Genomic DNA, 23058 nt, shown 5'->3' on the forward strand with positions numbered 1-23058 from the left:
CAGGGTCGCCGCAAAAGTGTTTCCGCCGGGCGCGCGTGGTGCGCGACCGCCGAAGTCTGCCTGCCAGAACACCGACCGTCGGTCAGTGCCCAACGATGGCTGCCCCGTCGCGGTCCGCATCCAACGGATCCACGATCGCACCCTGCGCGGTCAACGTGCCCTGAGCCAGCCGGGTCACCCTCGGCGAAACCGGCGGCTCCAGGTCGGCCACCACGCGGAGGCCGGAAAGGACGTCATCGGGCCGTACGGACGGGGTGACCTGCCGCACGACCAGTTCGAGTATCGCACACGGTACGGCCGGCGCCCCGGAAGGCGTCGGTGCCGGCGCCGAGGCATCGATGGATATCACGGCAGCGCGGGCGTCGAACGTGCGTCGGCCCTGCTTGGTCATCCGCTCCACCAGCACCTCGTCGGCCGCGACGAAGGCGTCCACCGCTGCGCGCAGCACCGTCGGGTCGACCTCGGGCATCTCGATGTACCAGCGCGACGCCTCGATCCGGTCCGGGAGACTGCCTCCCTCGGCGATCACGGCGTCCAGAACGTCCAGCCCCGGTGAGAGCGCGGCGTCCAACGCGGCGCGCAACGCCTCGGGGTCGACCTCCGACTGGAGGGCGATCTCCAGGTATTCCGCCTCGCTCGCCACCCCGGTGGGGGCGGCGCTGGCGTAGGAAATCTTGGGGTGCGGGTGGAAACCCTGGGAGAAGGCGATCGGCACGGCGGCCCGGCGCAGCGCGCGTTCGAAGGCGCGGGCGAAGTCCCGGTGCGAGGTGAACCGCAGCGGGCCGCGCTTGGCGTATCGGATGCGGACGCGCTGGACGACCGGTGCCTGGCCGCCCTCGGGTTGAGGCTTCTTGGCGATCGTGGGCTCCTCGGGGGTACCTGCGTGTGGACCCATCCTGGCGCAGTGTCCGTGACGGTACGCAGCCGGGGCGGTCGCCTCGCTCCGACGAACCGGGTGAAAACGGTCGACAGGGCCATGATCAGCCGTCCAGGACGCCGATGGCCGGCCGGTGACGCGTAGGTCACCCGGCCGGCCATTGGCGATCAGGACCGGTTGTCGCGCCCCGGTGGAGCCGACGGGCCCCCGCCGGGCGGGCCGTAGCCCGGCGGCTGCGGCGCGTACCCGGACGGTGGGGCGTAGCCCGGGGGTGCGGGGTAACCGGGCGGCGGGGCGTAACCAGCACCCGGTGGGGCGTACCCGTCGGTGGCCACCTGGTCGAGCAGGTCGTCCGGCAGGTCGGCCGCCAGGGCCGCCTCACGGCGGTACCGACGTCGATTCCAGATCAGGAACACCGCCAACCCCAGCAGCAGCACCAGCACCACGGCGATGCCGATGACGACCACCATGACCTGCTGGTCGGTGGGGCCACCGCGGTCGCCGTGCTGGGTGACGTCGAACTCCTCGACCGCGTCCGCTGTCCGAGTGGGTGCCGGGTTGGCCGCGACGGCCGGGTCGAGCAGCGGATTGGCGCTGACCGGCGGCACGTTCGCGCTCAGCGCGGTCACCGGGTCGATCAGGCCGAACCCGTACTGCGGATCCCGGCCGGCGGGGCCGGCGTCCCGGGCGGTCCGGATGATCCGATTGATCACATTGGCGGCGTCGAGGTTCGGGTACTTCGATCGGATCAACGCGGCCACACCGGAGACGATCGCCGTGGAGTCGGAGGTGCCGTCGCCCCAGCCGTAGCCCTTGTTGCGGCCGGCGTTGTAGATGTCATCGCCGGGTGCGGCGACCACCGCCTCGGGGCCCTGGACGGAGCCGGACCAGAATTTGCCACCCCGGGTCGTCCCGGTCACGGCGATCACGCCGGGGACGCTGGCGGGAGCCTCGACCTTGACGCTGCCCTTGGCGGTGTTACCGGCGGCGACCACCACGACGACGTCGCGCTCCAGGGCGTACTGGATGGCGCTGACCTCTACGGGGGTGACGGCCGACGACTTGCCCAGTGACACGTTGATCACCTTGGCGCCACCGTCGACGGCCATCCGGATGCCGCGGCTCACCGTCACTTCGTCGTACGGCGCGTCATCCTTCCCAGAGGCGTCCAGTCTGATGGGCAGGATCTTCGCGCCGGGGGCGATGCCGTCCACGCCGTCGGGGCTGGCGTTCGTCGCCGCGATGATGCCGGCCATGTGCGTGCCGTGCCCCTGCGCGTCGACCCGCCCATCTCCGCTGCCGCCGTCGCTGCGGCCACCGGCGAGCACCTGGCCCTTGAGATCCGGGTGATTCGCGTCGACGCCGCTGTCGACCACTGCCACGATCACGCCCTGCCCGGTGGACAGCTTGTGCGCCCGCGCGATCCGGAGCTCATCCAAATACCACTGCTCGGCCCGCCGAGGCGCGGCGGCCGCCGGTTGGGCGGCCCCCACCACCATGAGACCCGCCAGCAGGCAGGCAGTCACCGACCGGAACGCTGCAGTATTCACCCTCATCCGTCCGTCCTCATCGGAGGACGCCCGGGGACGCCCCGTCACCAGGGCCCCACGGATCGTCATCCTCAGTCAACCACGACGAGTGTTCGGAGCCGGTGCCACCGCCGTGCCCGGCACCGCCCGCGCCGCCCATCATGCCGCCGCCCATCATCCCGGCGCCGCCCATCCCGGTGCCGCCACGCGCGCCGCCCGGCATGCCGGCGCCACCGGCACCCGCGCCAGCGGCGGTACGCAGGGCGTTGGCCGCGCTCGTCACCGGCGGAATCTTTCCGTTGCCGCCACCCACCATGCCGGGGATACCGCCGACACCGATCCCGCTGGCGGCACCCAGACCACCGCCGGACCCGAGCCCGCCGCCCGCGCCGACGCCGCCACCGAAACCACCGCCGGCTCCACCGAGACCGGCGCTACCGACCCCGGCGCTGCCAACCCCGGCGCTGCCAAGGCCACCACCCACGCCACCAATGGTGGTGGGCGCGGCACCGGCCAGGCCGGTGCTGTAGCCGCCGTCGCCGTCCGGATAGCCGGAACCGGTGGTCGGCGGCGCGAATGGGCCGGAGCCTTCGAACGAGGGGCCGCCACCGGGGCCACCGGACGTCGTCGGGTCGAACGGGGCCACCGCGGACGTGGGGCCACCGTTGATGTCGCTGATGCCGGGCGGCCTGCTGCCGATGGACGGGCCACCGCCACCGCCACCGCCACCGCCACCAATGCCGCCGGTCTCAGGCAGCCCCTTCGGGGGCACCCGATCGTCGGGTCGGTAGCCGTCCGAATAGCGTGGGTCTGGTGGATGGCCGTCCAGCTTCGGACCGTTGACCACCAACTTTGGACGCTCGGTGTACACGGCCGGGGGCAGCGGTGACATCGCCGTGTTCGCCGCCTGCTGATTGTCCCGGTACCAGTTGTCCAGATGGGCCTTGGTGTCCCAGAAGCCGCCCCGCTTCTGGTCACCGGCCTGGCCGTCGACCTTCATGGTCGCCTCGAGGTCGTCGGCCTTGTCGCGGAACGCCCCGTCGGCGTACGACGCGGGGTTGCTCTGGTAGTCCGCGCGCAGCGCGGCGAGGAAGCCCGACGAGCTCTCGCCGTCGCGGGCGTCATCCAGCTCGGTGCCGTTGGGCAGGCTCCACTCGTTCCACCCGAAGTCGTCCCCCAACGGGATCGGGATCGTGGCCACCACCTTGCGGATGTCGCCCTCGATCCGCGACAACGCGCCGCTGACGTTGCTCGCTTCGGTGATCAGATCCTCGATCTGCTTGCCGACCTTGCCGAGGTGCTCGCGGTACGCGTCACCGCCGCTGCCCTTCCAGCCGGCGAGCATGCCGGGCAGACCACCCACGTGCGGACGCTCCTGACCCGTCGCGATCGGGCCGACGAACGACCGACCGACGAGGGCGTCCCGCAGATGGCCCAGGCCGGCGGAGAGGTTGCTCCACCCCATCCCGACCGAGCCGACCGTTTCCGGGTCCGCGGAGAGCGTGACCTCGCGGACGCACCGCTCCCAGGTTCCTCCAGCCATGACGTCCCCCTCAGGCCGTGTACGGGTATGTGGGCGTGCCGCCGGCAGGGGGCGGCGGAGCAGCCGACTCCAGCAGCCGCTCGATCTCCTTGCCGTTGGCGGCGTTGCGCGCCTCGGCGTCGCGGAACGCCTTGGCGATGTCCTCGGTGCCCTGCTTCAGCGCGGCCAGCTTCTGGGAGAGCGTCTTGAGGTGCATCTCCATGGTGGCCGTGGATGTCTCCAGCGTCCGCCACTGCAGGCGGGCGTCCTCGAACGCGCCGAAGGGCGTGCCGTTCGGAACGGCCTGGGCGTTGTTGCTGTCGCCCTTCATCCGCTCCTTGATGCGCTCCATCTCGTAGCTGAGAGTGTCCTCGACATACTGCTTCAGCCGTTCGACGTACGCGGCGGCGGCGTCCAGGTCCTCGACGCTGACGTGCAGATCGCCGGTGTTCGGCGGCGGCAAGCTCCCCATGCGGTTCCTCCCCCGTTTCCGACCCTCGGGGTCGGTCCATGTCAGACGCAGCGTATCGAAGTCTGACCACGTCGGGGCAGCCCTGGTCGCCGCCCGAACGAACCGACAGTTGTCGATGTCGTGTGCGGGGGGCGTCAGGAAGCCCGACCAACGCCAACGGGTCCGCGAGGAGCGGACCCGTTGGGTGATGTCGGAAGTGGAGAGTAGTGGGTCAACGCCGCCCGGCGCTGCCCCGGAGGCGCCTCAGTGTGAGTGGCCGGCTGCCGGCACGTTCATACCGTTGCCGCCCAGCGGGGTCAGCGGCAGCAGCTTCTTACCGGTCGGGCCGATCTGGATCTCGGTGTCCATCGACGGGCAGACGCCGCAGTCGAAGCAGGGCGTCCACCGGCAGTCGTCCTGCTCGAACCCGCTGACCGAGTCCTGCCAGTCCTGCCAGAGCCAGTCCTTGTCCAGGCCCGAGTCCAGGTGGTCCCACGGCAGGACCTCCAGCTCCTCGCGCTGCCGGGTGGTGTACCAGTCGAGGTCCACCCCGAACGCGGGCAGCGTCTCGGCAGCCGCGTCGACCCAGCGCTGGTACGAGAAGTGCTCGCTCCAACCGTCGAACCGGCCGCCGCCCTCCCAGACCTTGCGGATCACCGAGCCGACCCGGCGGTCACCCCGGGAGAGCAGTCCCTCGATCAGCGACGGCTCGCCGTCGTGGTAGCGGTAGCCGATGGCGCGGCCGAGCGACCGGTCCGAGTTGATGGCCTGCTTGAGGATCTTGAGCCGGTGGTCGATGACCTCCGGACGCTCCATCGAGGCCCACTGGAACGGGGTGTGTGGCTTCGGCACGAACCCGCCGATCGAGACGGTGCACCGGATGTCCTTGGAACCGGTGGCTGCCCGACCGGCCCTGATCACCTCGTGGGCCATCTCCGCGATCTCGAGGACGTCCTCGTCGGTCTCGGTGGGCAGGCCGCACATGAAGTAGAGCTTCACCTGCCGCCAGCCGTTGGTGTACGCGGTGACGACGGTGCGGATCAGGTCTTCCTTCGTCACCATCTTGTTGATGACCTTGCGGATCCGCTCCGACCCGCCCTCCGGGGCGAAGGTCAGGCCGGTCCGCCGCCCGTTGCGGGACAACTCCTGGGCGAGGTCGATGTTGAAGGCGTCCACCCGGGTCGACGGCAGCGACAGCGACACGTTGGTGCCCTCGTACTGCTGGGCGAGACCCGAGCACATGTCGCCGATCTCGGAGTGGTCGGCCGAGGAGAGCGACAGCAGGCCCACCTCGTTGAAGCCGGAGAACTCCAGGCCCTCGCGGACCATCTGCCCGACCGTGGTGATTGACCGTTCCCGGACCGGACGGGTGATCATGCCCGCCTGGCAGAACCGGCAGCCGCGGGTGCAACCCCGGAAGATCTCCACCGCGTACCGCTCGTGGACCGTCTCGGCCAGCGGCACCAGGGGCTTCTTCGGGTACGGCCAGGCGTCCAGGTCCATCGTCGTGCGCTTGTGCACCCGGAACGGCACGTCCGCCCGGTTCGGCACGACCCGCTGGATGCGCCCGTCCGGGAGGTAGTCGACGTCGTAGAAGCGCGGCACGTAGACGCTCTCGGTGCGGGCCAGCCGCAGCAGCAGCTCGTCGCGGCCGCCCGGGGAGCCCTCGGCCTTCCACTCCCGGACGATCGCGGTGATCTCCAGGACCGCCTCCTCGCCGTCGCCGAGCACTGCGGCGTCGATGAAGTCGGCGATCGGCTCCGGGTTGAACGCGGCGTGCCCGCCGGCCACGATCACCGGGTCGGCGTCGGTGCGGTCGGCGGCCAGCATCGGGATGCCGGCCAGGTCGATCGCGGTGAGCATGTTGGTGTAACCCAGCTCGGTGGAGAAGGAGATGCCGAACACGTCGAAGCCGCGTACCGCCCGGTGCGCGTCGACCGTGAACTGCGGCACGCCGTGCGTGCGCATCAGGTTCTCCAGGTCCGGCCAGACCGCGTACGTCCGCTCGGCGAGGGTGTCGGGCAGCTCGTTCAGCACCTCGTAGAGGATCTGCACGCCCTGGTTGGGCAGGCCCACCTCGTACGCGTCGGGATACATCAACGCCCAGCGCACGGCTGCGGCATCCCAGTCCTTGGTCACCGCACCCAGCTCGCCCCCGACGTACTGGATGGGCTTGGAGACCTGGGGCAGCAGTGGCTCGAGCTGGGACCAGACCGAATTGGTCGCGGCCGCGCGCGGCGTCGTGGACGGGGCACTCATGATGGCCAAGGGTACGCGCCCGTCCGACGGTGGCGACGCGGTACTAACCTCGGACCGGCGCGAGAGGAGATTGCCGCGATGCCCGAGCCCCAGACGGGAGCAGGGCCGGCCGACGGGAACACCCCGGGCGCGGAGCCGGACCGGGATCCGGCGGCCGCCGACGAGCCGAGCTCCCCACCCGTACCATCGGACCAGCCTGAGCCCTCGGCGCAGCCCACGGCTGCGGACCAACCCGAGCCGTCGGGCCAGCCCGAGTCGACCGCCACCGCCGACGTTCCGGCGCCCCGGTGGAGCGGCTCGGCCCCGGTGCCGCCTCCGTCGCCGCGCCGACCCGCCTGGGGGGAGTCGGCCGAGCCGACGCCGCCGCAGGCCGTGCCCGTCGGGCCGCCGGAGCACCAGACCCCGGTCGACCCGTGGGCCGGCGTGGACACCGGTGGCTGGGACCTGCCGTCCGCCGAGCTGCCCCCGCTGCCTCCGACGTTGCCCTACCCGTCGCCGCCGTCGACCCGGCAGTGGTCGGGTCCGCCCGCTCCCCCGGTCGGCCCGCACCCGCTGCCACCGCAGGCCGTCCCGGTGCCTCCACAGGCCGCGAGGCCCACGATGCCGAGTCGGCCGATGTCGCCGCCCGCACCTCCCCCGGCGCCGGCCCGACCGCCGAAGCAGCGCCGCGGCCGGCGGTCCGACCCGCCACCACCGGCGCCACCACCGGACTGGCAGGCCCCCAAGGGGTACGTTCCGGTGCCGGTCCGCCGACGTCGCCGCTGGCCGTGGCTGCTGCTGCTCACCCTGGCCTGCTGCTGCGGGTGCCCCGCCTACTACGGGTTCCCGATCTCAGCCCAGTACCCGGCCCGCGCGGCACTGCCCGTCCAGATCGAGGACCTCAGCCTGCGTCAGGACAGCCGCAGCGCGGAGACCGCCAAGCAGTTGGAGAACGAGGTACGCCAGGAGCACTGGCTGGCCGAGGACACGTTCGCCGCCGTCTACTCCACGAACAGCGGCAAGCGGGTGACGGTCTTCGGTGGCACCGGCTTCCGGCTGAGCCCGGAGTCGGACGCGGAGGCGGAGATCAGCCGGCTCACCGACCGCTACGCGCTGAACGCCCCGGAGACGGTGGACACCGGCGTACGCGGCCGGCACGAGCGTTGCGCGGTCGGCCGGGCGGACGGCAGCGACGTGGTGGTCTGCACCTCTGTCGACCATGGCAGCATCGCCACCGGAGTGTTCACCCGGCTCTCCGTCGGTGACAGCGCCACCCTGCTGAACACGCTGCGCGCCCAGATCGTCCAACCCGAGCGGGGCTGAGTGCCGACCCACCCAGGTTGATCAAGAGGTTTCGGTCAGAATCAGCCCCGCGAATGACGCAAACTTCTTGATCAACCGGGGGTGGGCCGGGGTGCGGGGGTGGTGCGGGTCAGGCTTCGCGGGTCGGGTCCGGGTGGGCGCGCGGCGGGGCGTAGCGGGGCACGTACTCCTGGCCGGTGAGCTTCTGGATCTCGCCCATCAGCTCATCCGTCATCTGCCGCAGCGAGGTGCGGTCGTCCGGCCGGCCGGTGAAGTCCAGCGGCTTGCCGAACCGGACGGTGATCTTGGCGGTGCCGGGACGCGGCACCCGGGCACCGATCGGCTGCGCCTTGTCCGTGCCGATCATGCCGACCGGGATGATCGGCACGCCGGCGGAGAGCGCCAGTCGGGCCGCCCCGGTCCGCCCTCGGTAGAGCTTGCCGTCCGGCGAGCGGGTGCCCTCCGGGTAGACCACCACCAGGTCACCGCCCTTGAGCGCCGGGATCGCCGCGTCGAACGCGGACAGCGCGGCCCGACCGCCGGCCCGCTCGACCGGAATGGCGCCCAGACCGGTGAGCACGAACTTGGAGATCGCACCCTTCACACCGGCGCCCTTGAAATACTCCGACTTGGCCCAGAACGCGAGGTGGCGGGGCACGACCGTGCCGAGGAACAGCTCGTCGGCCACGGAGAGGTGGTTGCCGGCGAAGACCGCGCCGCCGGTCGCCGGCACGTGTTCCAGCCCCTCCACGGTCGGGCGGAACGCCAACCGCAGCGTCGGCGCCACGGTGAGCTTGCCGATGGTGTAGAGCAGGGGCACTGGTCCTCCGGCAGATGAGGTGCGAACAGGCGGTGTCACGGTAGCGGACGCCTCCACACTCCGCCGACGGAGGTGTGGAGGCGTCCGTACCGTGCCTACGAACGGCGGACGGTGACCGTCACCCGCTCGCCGTCGCCGACCTCACCGGCGAAGCCGTCGATGCCCTCGGCGAAGTCCACCGAGTCGGCCAGCACCTCCCGGGAGACGAAGTCGACGTACGCCGCCACTGCCGCACGCACCTCGTCGGACGCCGACACCGACACCACGATCCGGTCGGAGACGTCCAGGTCGGCGTCACGGCGGGCCTGCTGCACCACCCGCACCACGTCGCGGGCCAGCCCCTCGGCGGCCAGCTCCGGGGTCACGTCGGTGTCCAGCACCACCACGCCCTCGCCGCCGGGCAGTGGCGCCGAGTGTTCGGCGTCGGCGGCGACCAGGCGCAGCTCGTACTCACCCTCGGCGAGGGTGACGCCGGCAGCCACCGGGGCGCCGTCGACCAGCTCCCAGTCCCCCGCCTTGACCGCCTTGATCACCTGCTGCACCTGCTTGCCGACCCGCGGGCCGAGCGCCCGGGGCACCACGGTCAACACCTGCTCGCAGTACGCGGACAGCTCCGCGCTGAACTCCACGGCCTTCACGTTGACCTCGTCGGTGACCAGGTCGGCGAACGGCCGCAACTGCTCCGCCGCCGGCGAGGCCACTGTCAGCTTCGACAGCGGCAGCCGCACCCGCAGACCCTTGGCCTTGCGCAGCGACAGCGCCGCCGAGGCGACCGCCCGGGTGGCGTCCATCGCGGCGACCAGGTCGTGGTCGGCCGGGAACTCGGTCGCCTCCGGCCAGTCGGTCAGGTGCACCGACCGCTCCCCGGTCAGGCCACGCCAGATCTCCTCCGCGGTCAACGGCGCGAGCGGCGCCACCACCCGGCAGAGCGTCTCCAGCACGGTCCAGAGCGTGTCGAACGCGTCGGCGTCCCCGGACCAGAACCGGTCCCGGGAGCGGCGCACGTACCAGTTGGTCAGCGCGTCCAGGTAGGACCGGACGGTGGCGCAGGCGCCGGAGATGTCGTACGCGTCCATCTGCGCGCCGACGGTGGCCACCAGCTCGTTCGTCTTCGCCAGCACGTACCGGTCGAGCAGGTGCGTCGAGTCGGTACGTCGACGCGCCTGGTGCCCGTCGGCGTTGGCGTAGAGCGTGAAGAAGTACCAGACGTTCCACAGCGGCAGCAGCACCTGCCGGACGGCGTCGCGGATGCCCGCCTCGGTGACCGCCATGTCACCGCCGCGCAGCACCGGCGAGGACATCAGCATCCACCGCATCGCGTCCGAGCCGTACGCGTCGAAGACGTGGTAGACGTCCGGGTAGTTGCGCAGGCTCTTGGACATCTTGCGCCCGTCCGAGCCCAGCAGGATGCCGTGACTCAGGCAGTTGCGGAACGCCGGCCGGTCGAACAGCGCGGTGGCCAGCACGTGCATCGTGTAGAACCAGCCGCGGGTCTGCCCGATGTACTCGACGATGAAGTCACCCGGGTAGTGGTGCTCGAACCAGTCCGCGTTCTCGAACGGGTAGTGCACCTGGGCGAACGGCATCGAACCGGACTCGAACCAGCAGTCCAGCACCTCCGGCACCCGGCGCATCATCGACTGACCGGTCGGGTCGTCCGGGTTCGGGCGGACCAGGTCGTCCACCGCCGGCCGGTGCAGGTCGGTGAGGCGTACGCCGAAGTCACGCTCGATGTCGGCGAGCGAGCCGTAGACGTCGAGCCGGGGGTAGTTCGGGTCGTCGGACTTCCACGCCGGGATCGGCGAACCCCAGAACCGGTTCCGGCTGATCGACCAGTCCCGGGCGTTGGCCAGCCACTTGCCGAACGAGCCGTCCTTGATGTGGCCGGGCGTCCAGTTGATCTCCTGGTTCAGCTCGACCATCCGGTCCCGGAACTGCGTCACGGCGACGAACCACGACGACACCGCCTTGTAGACCAGCGGGGTGTCGCAGCGCCAGCAGTGCGGGTACGAGTGGGTGTAGGTGTCCTGCTTGAGCACCACCCCCCGCTCCTTCAGCTCCCGGATCACCGGCTTGTTGACGTCGAAGACCTGCTCACCCTGGTACGGCGGGACCAGCGCCGTGAACCGGGTGTGGTCGTCCACCGTGACGATGGTCGGGATGCCGGCGGCGTTGCAGACGTTCTGGTCGTCCTCACCGAAGGCCGGGGCGAGGTGCACGATCCCGGTGCCGTCCTCGGTGGTGACGAACTCCGCGCCGAGCACCTGGTAGGCGTTCTCCCCGGCCTGCTCGACGAGGAAGTCGAACAGCGGCGTGTAGCGGCGTCCGACCAGGTCACGGCCGTACACCGTGCCGACCTGCTCGAAACCGTCCAGCTCCTTGGCGTACGCGGCCAGCCGCGCCGCGCCGACCACGAACCGCTCCCCGTCGCGTTCCAGCACCGCGTACTCGATGTCCGGGCCGACGGCGAGCGCCAGGTTCGACGGCAGGGTCCACGGCGTGGTCGTCCAGACGCCCAGCTTGACCGGCCCGCGCAGCAGCTCCGACGCGGACTCGTCGGCGGTCAGCCCGAACCACACCGACAGCGTGGGGTCGTGCCGGTCCCGGTAGACGTCGTCCATCCGGGTCTCGGTGTTCGACAGCGGCGTCTCGCAGCGCCAGCAGTACGCCAGCACCCGGAAACCCTCGTAGATCAGACCCTTGTCGTGCAGGGTCTTGAAGGCCCACATGACGCTTTCCATGTAGTCCAGGTCGAGGGTCTTGTAGTCGTTGGCGAAGTCGACCCAGCGGGCCTGCCGGTTGATGTACCGCTCCCAGTCCTGGGTGAACTCCAGCACCGAGGCACGACAGGCGTCGTTGAACCGGGCCACGCCCAGGTCGATGATCTCCGCCTTGCTGGTGATGCCGAGCTGCTTCTCGGCCACCACCTCGGCGGGCAGGCCGTGGCAGTCCCAGCCGAAGCGCCGCTCGACGTGCCGCCCGCGCATGGTCTGGTAGCGCGGCACCACGTCCTTGACGTACCCGGTGAACAGGTGGCCGTAGTGCGGCAGGCCGTTGGCGAACGGCGGGCCGTCGTAGAAGACGTACTCGTTCTTACCGTCGTCGCCGGCCGGGCGGGCCTCGACGCTGGCCTCGAAGGTCTTGTCGGCCGTCCAGTGCTCCAGGACCCGGCGCTCGACCGCGGGCAGGTCCGGGCTCGCCGGGACACCGGCGGCGGTCGGGTCGTGCAACGGATAGGCCATCGGGGGTCGCTCTCCTCATGCAGCTCACTCAACGTGGGTCTGCGAGGACGAACCGTCCGGGGTACGCCTCGAACGGCGCTCCCGGGTGGTCCGCGGTACCACCCCGCTTGGCGGTCAGGATCGACCGCCCGCTCATTGCCGGCTGTGACGGGCCGCACCCGTCCGGTTCTACTGGGTCGGTAGCCCGACTGTTCTTCCGGAGGCTCACCGGTGATGGCCGGGTCATCGCCTTACAGCGCTCAACGATACAAGACTCAGCCGCCACCCCGCCGCCGAGTAAACGCGCGAACGCACCGGCGCTTGACGCGGGTGGGGCGCTCACGCGAACTTCGCCGGTGCGTTCGCCTCGGTACGACGAGTTCCAGGCGATGCGCCGGTTCCCCGCCCTGGGCGGGCTGCGGGCGGTGGCCGCGCGGCTGAGCCACCCGGCGCCAACCGCATGACCCGGATCACAGCCGGAGCTGTCACGGTTGGCCCCGGTCGGTCCGTCGTCACGGTGTCGGAACCGATCAGGGAGGTAGTCAGTCATGCAACGGATGAACACCGCCGAGGTCATGCCGCAGGGATACCGGGCCGTGCTGGGCCTGGAGAAGTACGTCCAGACGAACGTCGACAGCACCGTCCTGGAGCTGGTGAAGCTGCGCGCGTCGATGCTGAACGGCTGTTCCTACTGCGTCGACATGCACAGCCGGGACGCGCTCGGCGCCGGCGAGTCGAGCCGTCGGCTCTTCGCGGTGGCCGCCTGGCGGGAGGCGCCCTTCTTCGACGAGCGGGAGCGGGCCGCGCTGGCGCTCACCGACGCGGTGACCCGCCTCGGCGACCACGGCGTACCGGACGACGTCTGGGACGCCGCCGCGAAGGTGTGGTCGGAGAAGGAGCTTGCCGACCTGGTACTCGCGATTGCCACAATCAACGTGTGGAACCGACTGGCGATCACCACTCGCACGGAGCCCCCGGCGCAGGTGTGACCACCGAGGCGGCGCAGGCGGCCGGTGCGCTCCAGGCGCACCGGCCGATGCTGCTCGGGCTGGCGTACCGCCTGCTCGGCAGCCGGCACGACGCCGAGGACGTGCTCCAGGAGGCATACCTGCGGTGGCTGGGTGTGGACCGCTCGACGGTGGCCGAGCCACGCCGCTACCTGTCCCGGGTCGTCACCCGGCTGGCCCTGGACCGGCTGCGGGCCAGGCAGGCGACCCGGGAGACGTACGTCGGGCCGTGGCTTCCCGAGCCGGTGCCCACCGAGCCCTCGCCGTTCGGGCCGTTGGACCGCGCGGAGCTGCGCGACTCGCTGTCCACCGCCCTGCTGCACGTGCTGGAGCGCCTCACCCCGCCGGAGCGGGCGGTCTACGTCCTGCACACCGCGTTCGACCTGCCGTACGCCGAGATCGCCGAAATCCTGGACCGGACCCCCGAGGACTGTCGGCAGCTGCACCACCGGGCGGCCGCCCGGGTACGCCAGGAGCAGCGACGGTTCACCGCCACCCGCTCGGAGCGGGAGCGGTTGCTGGACGCGTTCCTCGCCGCCGCCCGCGACGGTGACCTGGCGACGCTGACCGGGCTGGTCGCCAAGGACGCCACGGCGTGGAACGACGGCGGCGGCCGGGCGCGGGCCGCCCGCAACCCGGTCACCGGGGCGGACCGGATCGCCCGCTTCTTCGCCGGGATCTACGGTCCGGGAAGCCGGAGCTGGACACTGCGTCGGCTGGAGTTGAACGGCGAACCCGGCGCCCTGCTCGTCCGCGCGGACGGCAGCCGCTACACGTTGACCGTCACGGCGGCCGACGGCCGGATCACCGGGGTCTACGTGGTGGGTAACCCGGCGAAGCTGCCGTCGGTCAACTGACCCCACCGCCCGCCAGCCCCGTGTCGACGACCCCTGGTCAGCCGAGCTCGGGGAACCAGAGCGCGATCTCGCGCTTGGCGCTGTCCGTCGAGTCGGAGGCGTGCACCAGGTTCTCCCGGTTGGACAGCGACAGGTCACCCCGGATGGTGCCGGCGGCGGCCTTGCGCCCGTCGGTGGCGCCGACCAGACCGCGGACCACGTCGATGACCTGGTCACCCGAGAGCACCAGGGCGACCAGCGGACCGCCGGTCATGAAGTCCTTCAGCGGCGGGTAGAACGCCTTGTCGACGTGCTCGGCGTAGTGCTCGTCGGCGAGCGCCGCGTCCATCGTCCGGTGCGCCATCGCGTCGATCCGCAGCCCCTTGCGCTCGAAGCGGGAGAGAACCTCGCCGACCAGGCCGCGGCGGACCGCGTCGGGCTTGATCAGAACGAGGCTGCGCTCATCCGGGCTGTTGCTGGACACGCTGGGTTCCTCCTGTACGCGTTGAACGCTCGAGATCGGTACGGTCAGCGTAGCGACCCGGTCCCGGCGCCGGCGCGGCGGCCGGTCTTTCCCCCGGCGGCCGATCCGGCCTAGCCTGGCCCTGACCCCCGGGAGGTCCACTGTGGCGAATGGCGGGAGCCGGCCCATCGCGCCGGTACGCAAACTGATCGGCACGGTGCTGGGCACCGTGGCCACGTTCGTCGTCCTCTTCGGGCTGGGCATGACCAGTTGGGCCATCGTGGCCCTCGGCGTCGCCCTGCTGGTGCTGGCGATCGCGCTGGCGACCGTGCGCGGCGGCGGGCGCACCTGGGTGGTCGGCGTCGGGCACGTGCACAGCGCCTCCGAACCACCCACCCAGTACGCGTTCGGCCGCTGCGAGCTCCAACTGGTGATCGACGCGCCCGGCCTGCCACCGCGATCCAAGAAGATCATCGAACCACGGGTGCCGGTCTCGAAGTGGCCGTCGCTGGGCCAGACCCTGCCGATCCGGGTCGCGCTCGACGACCAGCGGCACGTCAAGGTCCTCTGGGACGAGGTGCCGACCCACGCCGAGACGGCCGCCGCCGTCGCCGACCTCCCGCCGGAGTTCGCCGACGTCGACGCGGTGGACGAGGTGTTGATCCAGCAGGACGCCCCGCCGTGGGCCGACCGTGGGCCGGACGACGATTTCCGGGACGACCTCCGCGACCCGCTCGGTGACCCGTTCCGCGACCCGCTCGGCCCCGACCCGGTACGCAGCGATCACCTGCGCACCGACCCCCTGCACGACGATCCGCTGCGCGACGACCCGGGCATCGTGCCCGAGGAGCGCGAGCCGGTGGTGATGCACCAGAGCCCGGGCGGCCCGGTGGTGTTGGAGGGCGTCCTCGTCGAGCAGCAGGCCAGTGGTGGGCTGCCCCGACGGGCCACCCCGGCGCCACGCTCACCCGTTGAGGAGCGCTTCGACGAGCCCGACGCCGACCGGTTCGACCTGCCGGAGGACGACCGGGCGACCCCACCCCCCGCTGACCCCGTCGACCCGTCCAGGGCGCAACGCGCCGACCCGCCGCCCGCGCAGCGCTCCGGGCCGGGCGCGACCGACCCACTGGACCCCCTCGACCTCCCGCTGGACGACCCCACCCCGGCCGGGGCGGGCCGCGAGACGGTCACCGACGAGGAGTTGGACCAGGCGATCTTCGGGTTCGACTCGGACGCGGCCGCGGATCCGACCGCGCCGATCAGCGGGGTGGGTCTCACCCTGCTGGTGACCGATCTGTCCCGCTCGCTCGGCTTCTACCGCGACGTGCTCGGCTTCACCGAGGTCGACCAGGGCGCCCACAACGCCATCCTCGCCTCCGGCACGACCCGGCTCGTCCTGCGCGAGGTGACCGGGGCTGCGCCGATCAGCCGCCGACTGGTGCACGTCAACCTTGAGGTGAACGACATCGAAGCGGCGTACGAGCGGCTACGCGGGTCGGGCGTCCGCTTCACGTACGCGCCCCGGGTGGTAAACCGCGGCACGAAGCTGGAGGTGTGGGCGGCGGCGTTCCGTGACCCGGACGGCCACGGCATCGCCCTCACCCAGTGGCGTGAACGCGCCGACGCCTGACCCGTCCCGTCGCGCCTCGGGCTGACGGCCGACGGTCGGCCGTCAGCCGAGGATGACCCGGCGGACGTGCAGCGCGTACGCCCAGACCAGGGCGAAGATGATGCCCAGTCCGAGCAGCGACCAGTGCAGCAGACCGCCCAGCATCAGCAGTCCCTGGAGCACGGTGCCGGCATTCCACGCCCACGGGCGACGCATCATGCCGGCGAGCACGATGGCAGCCACCGCCAGTGCCACCACGACACCGATCGCGGCGCCGCTCAGGTCACCGCCGACCACCCGGACCGGCTGGATCGCCAGCAACAGCACCAGCGCCTCCAACCCGAGGGTTCCCGCACCCAGGCCGCGTACCGCCGCCTCCGGGTTGCGCAACCCGGAGCGTCGCGGCTGCCCGGCGACGGGCTCATCCTCGGGTCGATCGGCCGGCGAGCCGGGTACGGCCTGACCAGCCGGGACGCGGGCCGCGGCCTGATCAGCCGGCGAGCCCGCCGGGGCCTGGTCGGTGGGGTCGTCGGTGACGTGCGGGTCCCGCTCCGGGCCGCTCATCGCTTCAGCAGCCGGCGGGCGTCGGCGACCGTCACCACCGAACCGGTGACCAGCACCCCGACCCCGCTGAGCTCACCGGGGACGTCCTCCTCGGCCAGCGCCACCGCCAGCTCGATCGCGTCCGGCATCTCCTCGGCCGTCGACACCCGCTCCTCACCGAAGATCTCGGCGGCCAGCGCGGCGAGGTCGTCTGTGGGCATCGCCCGTGGCGAGCTGTTGCGGGTGACCACCAGCTGGTCGATTACCGGCTCCAGCAGCTCCAACAGCCCTTCCGCGTCCTTGTCGGCGAGGACGCCGACGACCGCCACCAACTTGCTGAATGCGAACTCCTCCTGGAGCGCGGTGACGGTGGCGGCCATGCCGTGCGGGTTGTGCGCACCGTCGAGCAGGATGGTCGGGGCGTTGCGCACCCGCTCCAGCCGACCCGGGGAGCTGGTCGAGGAGAAGCCCTCCCGGACCGTCTCGACGTCGAGCTGCCGGCGACTCCCGGCGCCCAGGAACGCCTCCACGGCGGCGAGCGCCACAGCGGCGTTCTGTGCCTGGTGGGCCCCGTGCAGCGGAATGAACACGTCGTCGTAGACGCCGCCCAGGCCCTGGAGGCTGAGCACCTGGCCGCCGACGGCGACCGCCCGGCTCAGTACGCCGAACTCGCCGCCCTCCCGCGCGATGGTGGCCCCGACCTCGGCGCACCGATCGAGGAGGGGGCCTGCCGCCTCCTCGTCCTGCGCTGCCGCGATGACGGTGGCGCCCGGGTGGATGATGCCGGCCTTGGCCAGCGCGATGTCCTGAATGGTGTCGCCGAGCCACTCGGTGTGGTCCAGGCCGATCGGGGTGATCACGCAGACCCCCGCCTGGATGACGTTGGTGGCGTCCTCGGCACCACCGAGGCCCACCTCGACCACCGCGATGTCGACCGGCGCGTCGGCGAACGTGGCGAACGCCAGCGCGGTGGTCATGTCGAAGTACGTCAACGGCTCGTCGGACCGCGCGTCGATCAGCTCGGCCAGTGGCTTGATCTCCCGGTACACCGACGTGAACCGCTCCTCGCTGACCGGCTCACCGTCCAGGCTGATCCGCTCCCGGACGGTCTCCAGGTGCGGGCTGGTGTACCGCCCGGTGTGCAGCCCGTGCGCCCGCAACAGCGAGTCGATCATCCGCGCGGTGGAGGTCTTGCCGTTGGTGCCGGTCAGGTGGATCGCCGGGTAGGCCCGCTGAGGGCTGCCGAGCAGGTCGAGCAGTGACTCGATCCGGTCCAACTCGAAGACCATGCGGGTGAAGCCGCGAGCGTTCAGCTCGGCCTCGACAGCGGCGAATTCGGTACGGTCGGTCACGAGGAAAGTGTCTCCAGAGCAGCGTCGATCCGGACCAGGTCGGCCTCGGCGGTGGCGAGCCGGTCGCGGATCTTCGCGACCACCGGCTCGGGGGCCTTGCCGATGAAGGCGGGGTTGTCGAGCTTCGCCCGGGCCTGCGCAACCTCCTTCTCGGCGGCGGCGCGGTCCTTCGTCAGCCGGGCCCGCTCCGCAGCCAGGTCGATCGACCCCCGGGTGTCCAACGCGACACCGACCGCGCCGGGCATGGCCAGCGTGGCGCTGGCCTGGAAGTCGTCCCCGGCCGGGTCCAGCCGGACCAGCGAACGGATCAGCGGCTCGTGGGCGGCGATGCCCGCCCCGGTCAGCCCGTCCAGCCGGGCGGCCACCCGCTGCGTCGGGCGCAGCCCCTGGTCGGAACGGAACCGGCGGATCTCGGTGACCACCCGCTGCACACTGATCAGCTCGGCCTCGGCGGCGTCGTCGATCAGCGCACGGTCGGCCACCGGCCAGGCGGCGTTCTGCACCGTCTCGCCGCCGGTCAGCGCGAGCCACAGCTCCTCGGTGACGAACGGGATGACCGGGTGCAGCAGCCGCAGCAGCTGGTCCAGCACGTGCCCGAGCACCCGGCGGCTCGCCTCGGCCCGCTCACCGCCCTCACCGAGCACCGGCTTGCTCAGCTCGACATACCAGTCGCAGACGTCGTCCCAGGCGAAGTGGTAGAGCAGGTCACACACCTTGGCGAACTCGTACGCCTCGAACTGCTCGTCGACCTCGGCGGTGACGTGCGCCAGCCGGGACAGGATCCACCGGTCGACGGTGGAGAGCTGCTCGGCGGGCGGCAGGTCGCCGGTGGTGTGCGCACCGTTCATCAGGGCGAAGCGGGTGGCGTTCCAGAGCTTGTTGCAGAAGTTGCGCGAGCCCTGGCACCACTCCTCGCTGACCGGGACGTCCTGCCCGGGGTTGGCGCCACGAGCCAGCGTGAACCGGGTGGCGTCGGCCCCGAACCGGTCGATCCAGTCCAGCGGGTCGACGACGTTGCCGAACGACTTGGACATCTTCTTGCCGTGCTCGTCGCGGACCATGCCGTGCAGGGCCACCACGTCGAACGGCTGCTTGCCGTCCATCGCGTACAGGCCGAACATCATCATCCGGGCGACCCAGAAGAAGAGAATGTCGTAGCCGGTGACCAGGACGCTGGTCGGGTAGAACTTGGCGAGGTCCGGGGTCTGCTCCGGCCAGCCGAGAGTGGAGAACGGCCAGAGTGCGCTGGAGAACCAGGTGTCCAGGACGTCCTCGTCCTGCCGCCAGCCGTCGCCGGTCGGCGGCTGCTCGTCCGGGCCGACGCAGACGATCTCGCCCTGCGGGCCGTACCACACCGGGATCCGGTGCCCCCACCAGAGCTGGCGGGAGATGCACCAGTCGTGCATGTTGTCGACCCAGGCGAAGTAACGCTTGGACAGCTCGGCCGGCTCGATGCGCACCCGACCGTCGCGCACCGCGTCACCGGCGGCCTGGGCCAGCGGGGCGGTGTTGACGAACCACTGCAACGACAACCGCGGCTCGACTGTCGTCTTGCACCGTGAGCAGTGCCCGACCGCGTGCACGTACGGCCGCTTCTCGGCCACGATCCGGCCCTGCTCGCGCAGTGCGGCCACGATCGCGGGCCGCGCCTCGAACCGGTCCAGCCCTTCGAACGGGCCGGGCACGGTGATCACCCCACGCTCGTCCATCACGGTGACCGCGGGCAGGTCGTGGCGCTGGCCGATCTCGAAGTCGTTGGGGTCGTGTGCCGGGGTCACCTTGACCATGCCGGTGCCGAACGACGGGTCGACGTGCGCGTCGGCGACGATCGGGATGCGACGGCCGGTGAGCGGCAGCTCGACCTCGGTGCCGATCAGGTGCTGGTAGCGCTCGTCGTCCGGGTGCACCGCCACGGCGGTGTCGCCCAGCATCGTCTCGGCCCGGGTGGTGGCCACCACGACCTCGTCGCTGTAGCGGATCGAGATCAGCTCACCGTCGTCGTCGGTGTGCTCGACCTCGATGTCGGAGAGGGCGGTGAGGCAGCGTGGGCACCAGTTGATGATCCGGTTGGCCCGGTAGATGAGCCCCTCGTCGAAGAGCTTCTTGAAGATCGTCTGGACGGCGCGGGTCAGCCCCTCGTCCATGGTGAAGCGCTCACGGTCCCAGTCGACGGAGTCGCCGAGACGCCGCATCTGCCCGAGGATCGCCCCACCGGACTCGGCCTTCCACTGCCAGACCCGCTCGACGAACTTTTCCCGGCCGAGGTCGTGCCGGGACAGGCCCTCGGCGGCGAGCTGGCGCTCCACCAGGTTCTGGGTGGCGATGCCAGCGTGGTCCATGCCGGGCAGCCACAGCGCCTCGAAGCCCTGCATCCGCTTACGCCGGGTCAAGGCGTCCATCAGCGTGTGCTCGAACGCGTGGCCCATGTGCAGCGAGCCGGTGACGTTCGGCGGCGGGATGACGATCGTGAAGGGGGGCTTGTCGCTGTCGGCGGACGCCCGGAAGTGCCCGTCGGCTACCCACTGCTCGTACCGTCGCTGCTCTACCTCGCCGGGCTGGTACTGGCCGGCAAGGGTCGGGGCTGCGGGGCGGTGGGCATCCAGTCTCTCGGTCACCTGACAAGTCTACGGAGGGCTTCCGCAGACCTGACGTGCGCCACCTGTGGTTCGCGTACGGTGTCGGCTATGTCCGACGCACATCTCACCGAACGTTCGCTCGACGGCGGTCGCGAGCCGGTCGAGCTGACCGAAGAACCGATCCAGCTGAGCACCCGCGACTCCGGTGGCGACCCGGACGAGCGGTCGGGCGGCTGGTCCCGCCGGCGCAAGATCGCTTGGACTGCCGCCCTGGTGGTCGGCCTCGCCGGCGCCGGGGTGCTGGGTGTGGGTGGGTGGCGGATCGCACAGCAGAAGGACACCCAACTGACGTCGCCGGACCAGGTGGCGGGTCTGACCCGCGACGACAGCGAACGGGCGAAGAGCACCGCCGACTACCTGCGCAGCGGCCTGGCGGCGGACATCGAACTGGACCGCAGCTTCGGCACCGTCTACCGGGACCCGGCCGACGACAAGCGCTCGGTCCTCATCTTCGGAGGCACCACGCTGCTGTGGCAGCCGGAACGGGACCTGGACAGTCTCTTCCGCCTCATGTCGGATGAGACCGGTGCGGTGAGCGGCCTCCGCGAGGTGCCCGCCGGTGACCTGGGCGGCGTGATGAAGTGCGGCAGCACCAGCGGCGAGGGCGGCGACTTCGCGGTCTGCGGCTGGGCCGACCACGGCAGCGTGGTGATGGCGATGTTCCCGGGACGGTCGGTCGGCGACGCCGGCGGCCTGCTGCGTAACCTCCGCAACGGCATGCAGACCCGGGGCTGACGCGGCCCACCGGCCGCCCCATCGGTTTTCCTGATATCGGGGCTATGGAGTGGCCGCGGATACCACGGTTTTCTGGGGAAACGCAGAAAGGGCCACCCGGTAACGGGTGACCCTTTCTGGAAAGATTGTCCGGCGGCGTCCTACTCTCCCACACCCTCACGAGTGCAGTACCATCGGCGCTGGAGGGCTTAGCTTCCGGGTTCGGAATGTAACCGGGCGTTTCCCCTCCGCCATGACCGCCGTAACTCTATCGACATGTCAAACAACACCAACACCAACATGTGTGGTCTGTTGTTCGTTTATCGAGAGTTGCACAGTGGACGCGTAGCAGCTTAGTAGTCAAGTCCTCGGCCTATTAGTACCGGTCAACTGAACCCGTTACCGGGCTTACATTTCCGGCCTATCAACCCAGTCGTCTAGCTGGGGGCCTTACCCCACCAAGGTGGGTGGGATACCTCATCTTGAAGCAGGCTTCCCGCTTAGATGCTTTCAGCGGTTATCCCTTCCGAACGTAGCTAACCAGCCGTGCCCTTGGCAGGACAACTGGCACACCAGAGGTTCGTCCGTCCCGGTCCTCTCGTACTAGGGACAGCCCTTCTCAAGTATCCTACGCGCACGGCGGATAGGGACCGAACTGTCTCACGACGTTCTAAACCCAGCTCGCGTACCGCTTTAATGGGCGAACAGCCCAACCCTTGGGACCTGCTACAGCCCCAGGATGCGACGAGCCGACATCGAGGTGCCAAACCATCCCGTCGATATGGACTCTTGGGGAAGATCAGCCTGTTATCCCCGGGGTACCTTTTATCCGTTGAGCGACACCGCTTCCACTCGCAAGTGCCGGATCACTAGTCCCGACTTTCGTCCCTGCTCGACCTGTCAGTCTCACAGTCAAGCTCCCTTGTGTACTTGCACTCAACACCTGATTGCCAACCAGGCTGAGGGAACCTTTGGGCGCCTCCGTTACCTTTTAGGAGGCAACCGCCCCAGTTAAACTACCCACCAGACACTGTCCCTGAACCGGATAACGGTCCGAAGTTAGATACCCAAATCAACCAGAGTGGTATTTCAAGATTGCCTCCACCCATACTGGCGTATGGACTTCACCGGCTCCCACCTATCCTACACAAGCTAATTCGAGTACCAATGTCAAGCTATAGTAAAGGTCCCGGGGTCTTTCCGTCCTGCCGCGCGTAACGAGCATCTTTACTCGTACTGCAATTTCGCCGGGCCTGTGGTTGAGACAGTGGGGAAGTCGTTACGCCATTCGTGCAGGTCGGAACTTACCCGACAAGGAATTTCGCTACCTTAGGATGGTTATAGTTACCACCGCCGTTTACTGGCGCTTAAGTTCTCCGCTTCGCCCCGAAGAGCTAACAGGTCCCCTTAACGTTCCAGCACCGGGCAGGCGTCAGTCCATATACATCGAATTACTTCTTCGCATGGACCTGTGTTTTTAGTAAACAGTCGCTTCCCCCTGCTCTCTGCGGCCATACAACGCTCCACCCGCGCGGGGCTTCACGTCTCCGGCCCCCCTTCTCCCTAAGTTACGGGGGCAATTTGCCGAGTTCCTTAACCACAGTTCGCCCGATCGCCTCGGTATTCTCTACCTGACCACCTGTGTCGGTTTGGGGTACGGGCCGCTAAGAACTCGCTAGAGGCTTTTCTCGGCAGCATAGGATCACTGACTTCACCTGAATCGGCTCGGCATCACGTCTCAGCCTTAAATGTGTTGCGGATTTGCCTACAACACGGCCTACACGCTTACCCCGGCACAACCACCGGCCGGGCTCAGCTACCTTCCTGCGTCACCCCATCGCTTGACTACTACCCATCAGGTTCCCAGCCTCCCCGACATCCGTCCGAAGACATCAGTCAGTTCAGGTGGTTAGCACAACGAGGTTCATCAGGGACGCT

Annotated in this window: 16 protein-coding genes and 2 rRNA genes; 5 read left to right on the forward strand and 13 right to left on the reverse strand. The window is 70.0% G+C overall.

Annotated elements, in window-relative coordinates:
• Positions 1–82 precede the first annotated feature (82 nt).
• The 5 genes from CLT68_RS32420 to CLT68_RS32440 form a co-directional block, all read right to left on the reverse strand.
• Positions 83–895, reverse strand: a complete 813-nt coding sequence (locus tag CLT68_RS32420) for a TIGR03936 family radical SAM-associated protein (protein WP_099856612.1) — start codon at positions 893–895, stop codon at positions 83–85.
• A gap of 149 nt (positions 896–1044) precedes the next feature.
• Positions 1045–2433, reverse strand: a complete 1389-nt coding sequence (gene mycP / locus CLT68_RS32425) for a type VII secretion-associated serine protease mycosin (RefSeq protein WP_099857906.1) — start codon at positions 2431–2433, stop codon at positions 1045–1047.
• Positions 2434–2443: 10 nt separating this feature from the next.
• Positions 2444–3949, reverse strand: a complete 1506-nt coding sequence (locus tag CLT68_RS32430) for a hypothetical protein (RefSeq protein WP_099856614.1) — start codon at positions 3947–3949, stop codon at positions 2444–2446.
• 10 nt (positions 3950–3959) lie between these two features.
• Positions 3960–4400 carry a WXG100 family type VII secretion target gene (locus tag CLT68_RS32435; protein ID WP_099856616.1) on the reverse strand — a complete coding sequence of 147 codons (441 nt, stop codon included), beginning with the start codon at positions 4398–4400 and terminating at the stop codon, positions 3960–3962.
• Between the two features lie 243 nt (positions 4401–4643).
• On the reverse strand, positions 4644–6638 hold the full coding sequence (locus CLT68_RS32440; protein WP_099856618.1) for a TIGR03960 family B12-binding radical SAM protein: 1995 nt from the start codon (positions 6636–6638) through the stop codon (positions 4644–4646).
• A 78-nt stretch (positions 6639–6716) separates the two neighbouring features.
• On the opposite strand from CLT68_RS32440, the gene CLT68_RS34085 reads away from it, so the two are divergent.
• A complete protein-coding gene (locus CLT68_RS34085) occupies positions 6717–7940 on the forward strand; it encodes a hypothetical protein (protein WP_486482404.1) in 1224 nt (407 codons plus the stop codon).
• Between the two features lie 109 nt (positions 7941–8049).
• On the opposite strand, the gene CLT68_RS32450 is transcribed toward CLT68_RS34085, so the two are convergent.
• Together CLT68_RS32450 and ileS are read right to left on the reverse strand one after the other, a co-directional pair.
• On the reverse strand, positions 8050–8739 hold the full coding sequence (locus CLT68_RS32450) for a lysophospholipid acyltransferase family protein (protein ID WP_099856620.1): 690 nt from the start codon (positions 8737–8739) through the stop codon (positions 8050–8052).
• A 95-nt stretch (positions 8740–8834) separates the two neighbouring features.
• Positions 8835–11981, reverse strand: a complete 3147-nt coding sequence (gene ileS / locus CLT68_RS32455; RefSeq protein WP_099856622.1) for an isoleucine--tRNA ligase — start codon at positions 11979–11981, stop codon at positions 8835–8837.
• Between the two features lie 527 nt (positions 11982–12508).
• Here ileS and CLT68_RS32465 point away from each other — a divergent pair.
• Positions 12509–12949 carry a carboxymuconolactone decarboxylase family protein gene (locus CLT68_RS32465; protein WP_099856627.1) on the forward strand — a complete coding sequence of 147 codons (441 nt, stop codon included), beginning with the start codon at positions 12509–12511 and terminating at the stop codon, positions 12947–12949.
• Positions 12946–13824 (forward strand): RNA polymerase sigma factor SigJ, encoded by an 879-nt coding sequence (gene sigJ, locus CLT68_RS32470; protein ID WP_099856629.1) that lies wholly within the window; start codon positions 12946–12948, stop codon positions 13822–13824. The genes CLT68_RS32465 and sigJ overlap by 4 nt, the downstream gene beginning before the upstream one ends.
• Positions 13825–13861: 37 nt before the next feature.
• On the opposite strand, the gene ndk is transcribed toward sigJ, so the two are convergent.
• Complete coding sequence (gene ndk, locus CLT68_RS32475) at positions 13862–14287, reverse strand: nucleoside-diphosphate kinase (protein ID WP_088949743.1); 426 nt, start codon at positions 14285–14287, stop codon at positions 13862–13864.
• 142 nt (positions 14288–14429) lie between these two features.
• Here ndk and CLT68_RS32480 point away from each other — a divergent pair, with 142 nt between their 5' ends.
• On the forward strand, positions 14430–15896 hold the full coding sequence (locus CLT68_RS32480) for a VOC family protein (RefSeq protein ID WP_099856631.1): 1467 nt from the start codon (positions 14430–14432) through the stop codon (positions 15894–15896).
• 42 nt (positions 15897–15938) lie between these two features.
• Here CLT68_RS32480 and CLT68_RS32485 read toward each other — a convergent pair whose 3' ends face one another.
• From CLT68_RS32485 to CLT68_RS32495, 3 genes are read right to left on the reverse strand one after another with little or no spacing between them, the layout of a single operon-like run.
• Entirely contained in the window at positions 15939–16439 is a 501-nt protein-coding gene (locus CLT68_RS32485; protein ID WP_099856633.1) for a DUF4233 domain-containing protein, read from the reverse strand.
• Positions 16436–17770, reverse strand: a complete 1335-nt coding sequence (locus CLT68_RS32490) for a bifunctional folylpolyglutamate synthase/dihydrofolate synthase (protein WP_088949745.1) — start codon at positions 17768–17770, stop codon at positions 16436–16438. Before CLT68_RS32490 ends, CLT68_RS32485 begins: the two co-directional genes overlap by 4 nt.
• Positions 17767–20385, reverse strand: coding sequence for a valine--tRNA ligase (locus CLT68_RS32495; protein ID WP_099856634.1), 2619 nt, complete (start codon positions 20383–20385; stop codon positions 17767–17769). The genes CLT68_RS32490 and CLT68_RS32495 overlap by 4 nt, the downstream gene beginning before the upstream one ends.
• 69 nt (positions 20386–20454) lie before the next feature.
• Here CLT68_RS32495 and CLT68_RS32500 point away from each other — a divergent pair, with 69 nt between their 5' ends.
• The gene (locus tag CLT68_RS32500; RefSeq protein ID WP_099856636.1) at positions 20455–21141 is read left to right on the forward strand and encodes a hypothetical protein; all 687 of its coding nucleotides are present in this window, start codon (positions 20455–20457) and stop codon (positions 21139–21141) included.
• Positions 21142–21268: 127 nt separating this feature from the next.
• Here the strand turns inward: CLT68_RS32500 and rrf are convergent.
• Both rrf and CLT68_RS32510 read right to left on the reverse strand, forming a co-directional pair.
• Positions 21269–21385: ribosomal RNA gene (rrf, locus tag CLT68_RS32505) — 5S ribosomal RNA — on the reverse strand.
• Positions 21386–21476: 91 nt separating this feature from the next.
• Positions 21477–23058: ribosomal RNA gene (locus CLT68_RS32510) — 23S ribosomal RNA — on the reverse strand; the annotation flags it as partial.

The sequence above is a fragment of the Micromonospora sp. CNZ299 genome (genome assembly GCF_002754415.1).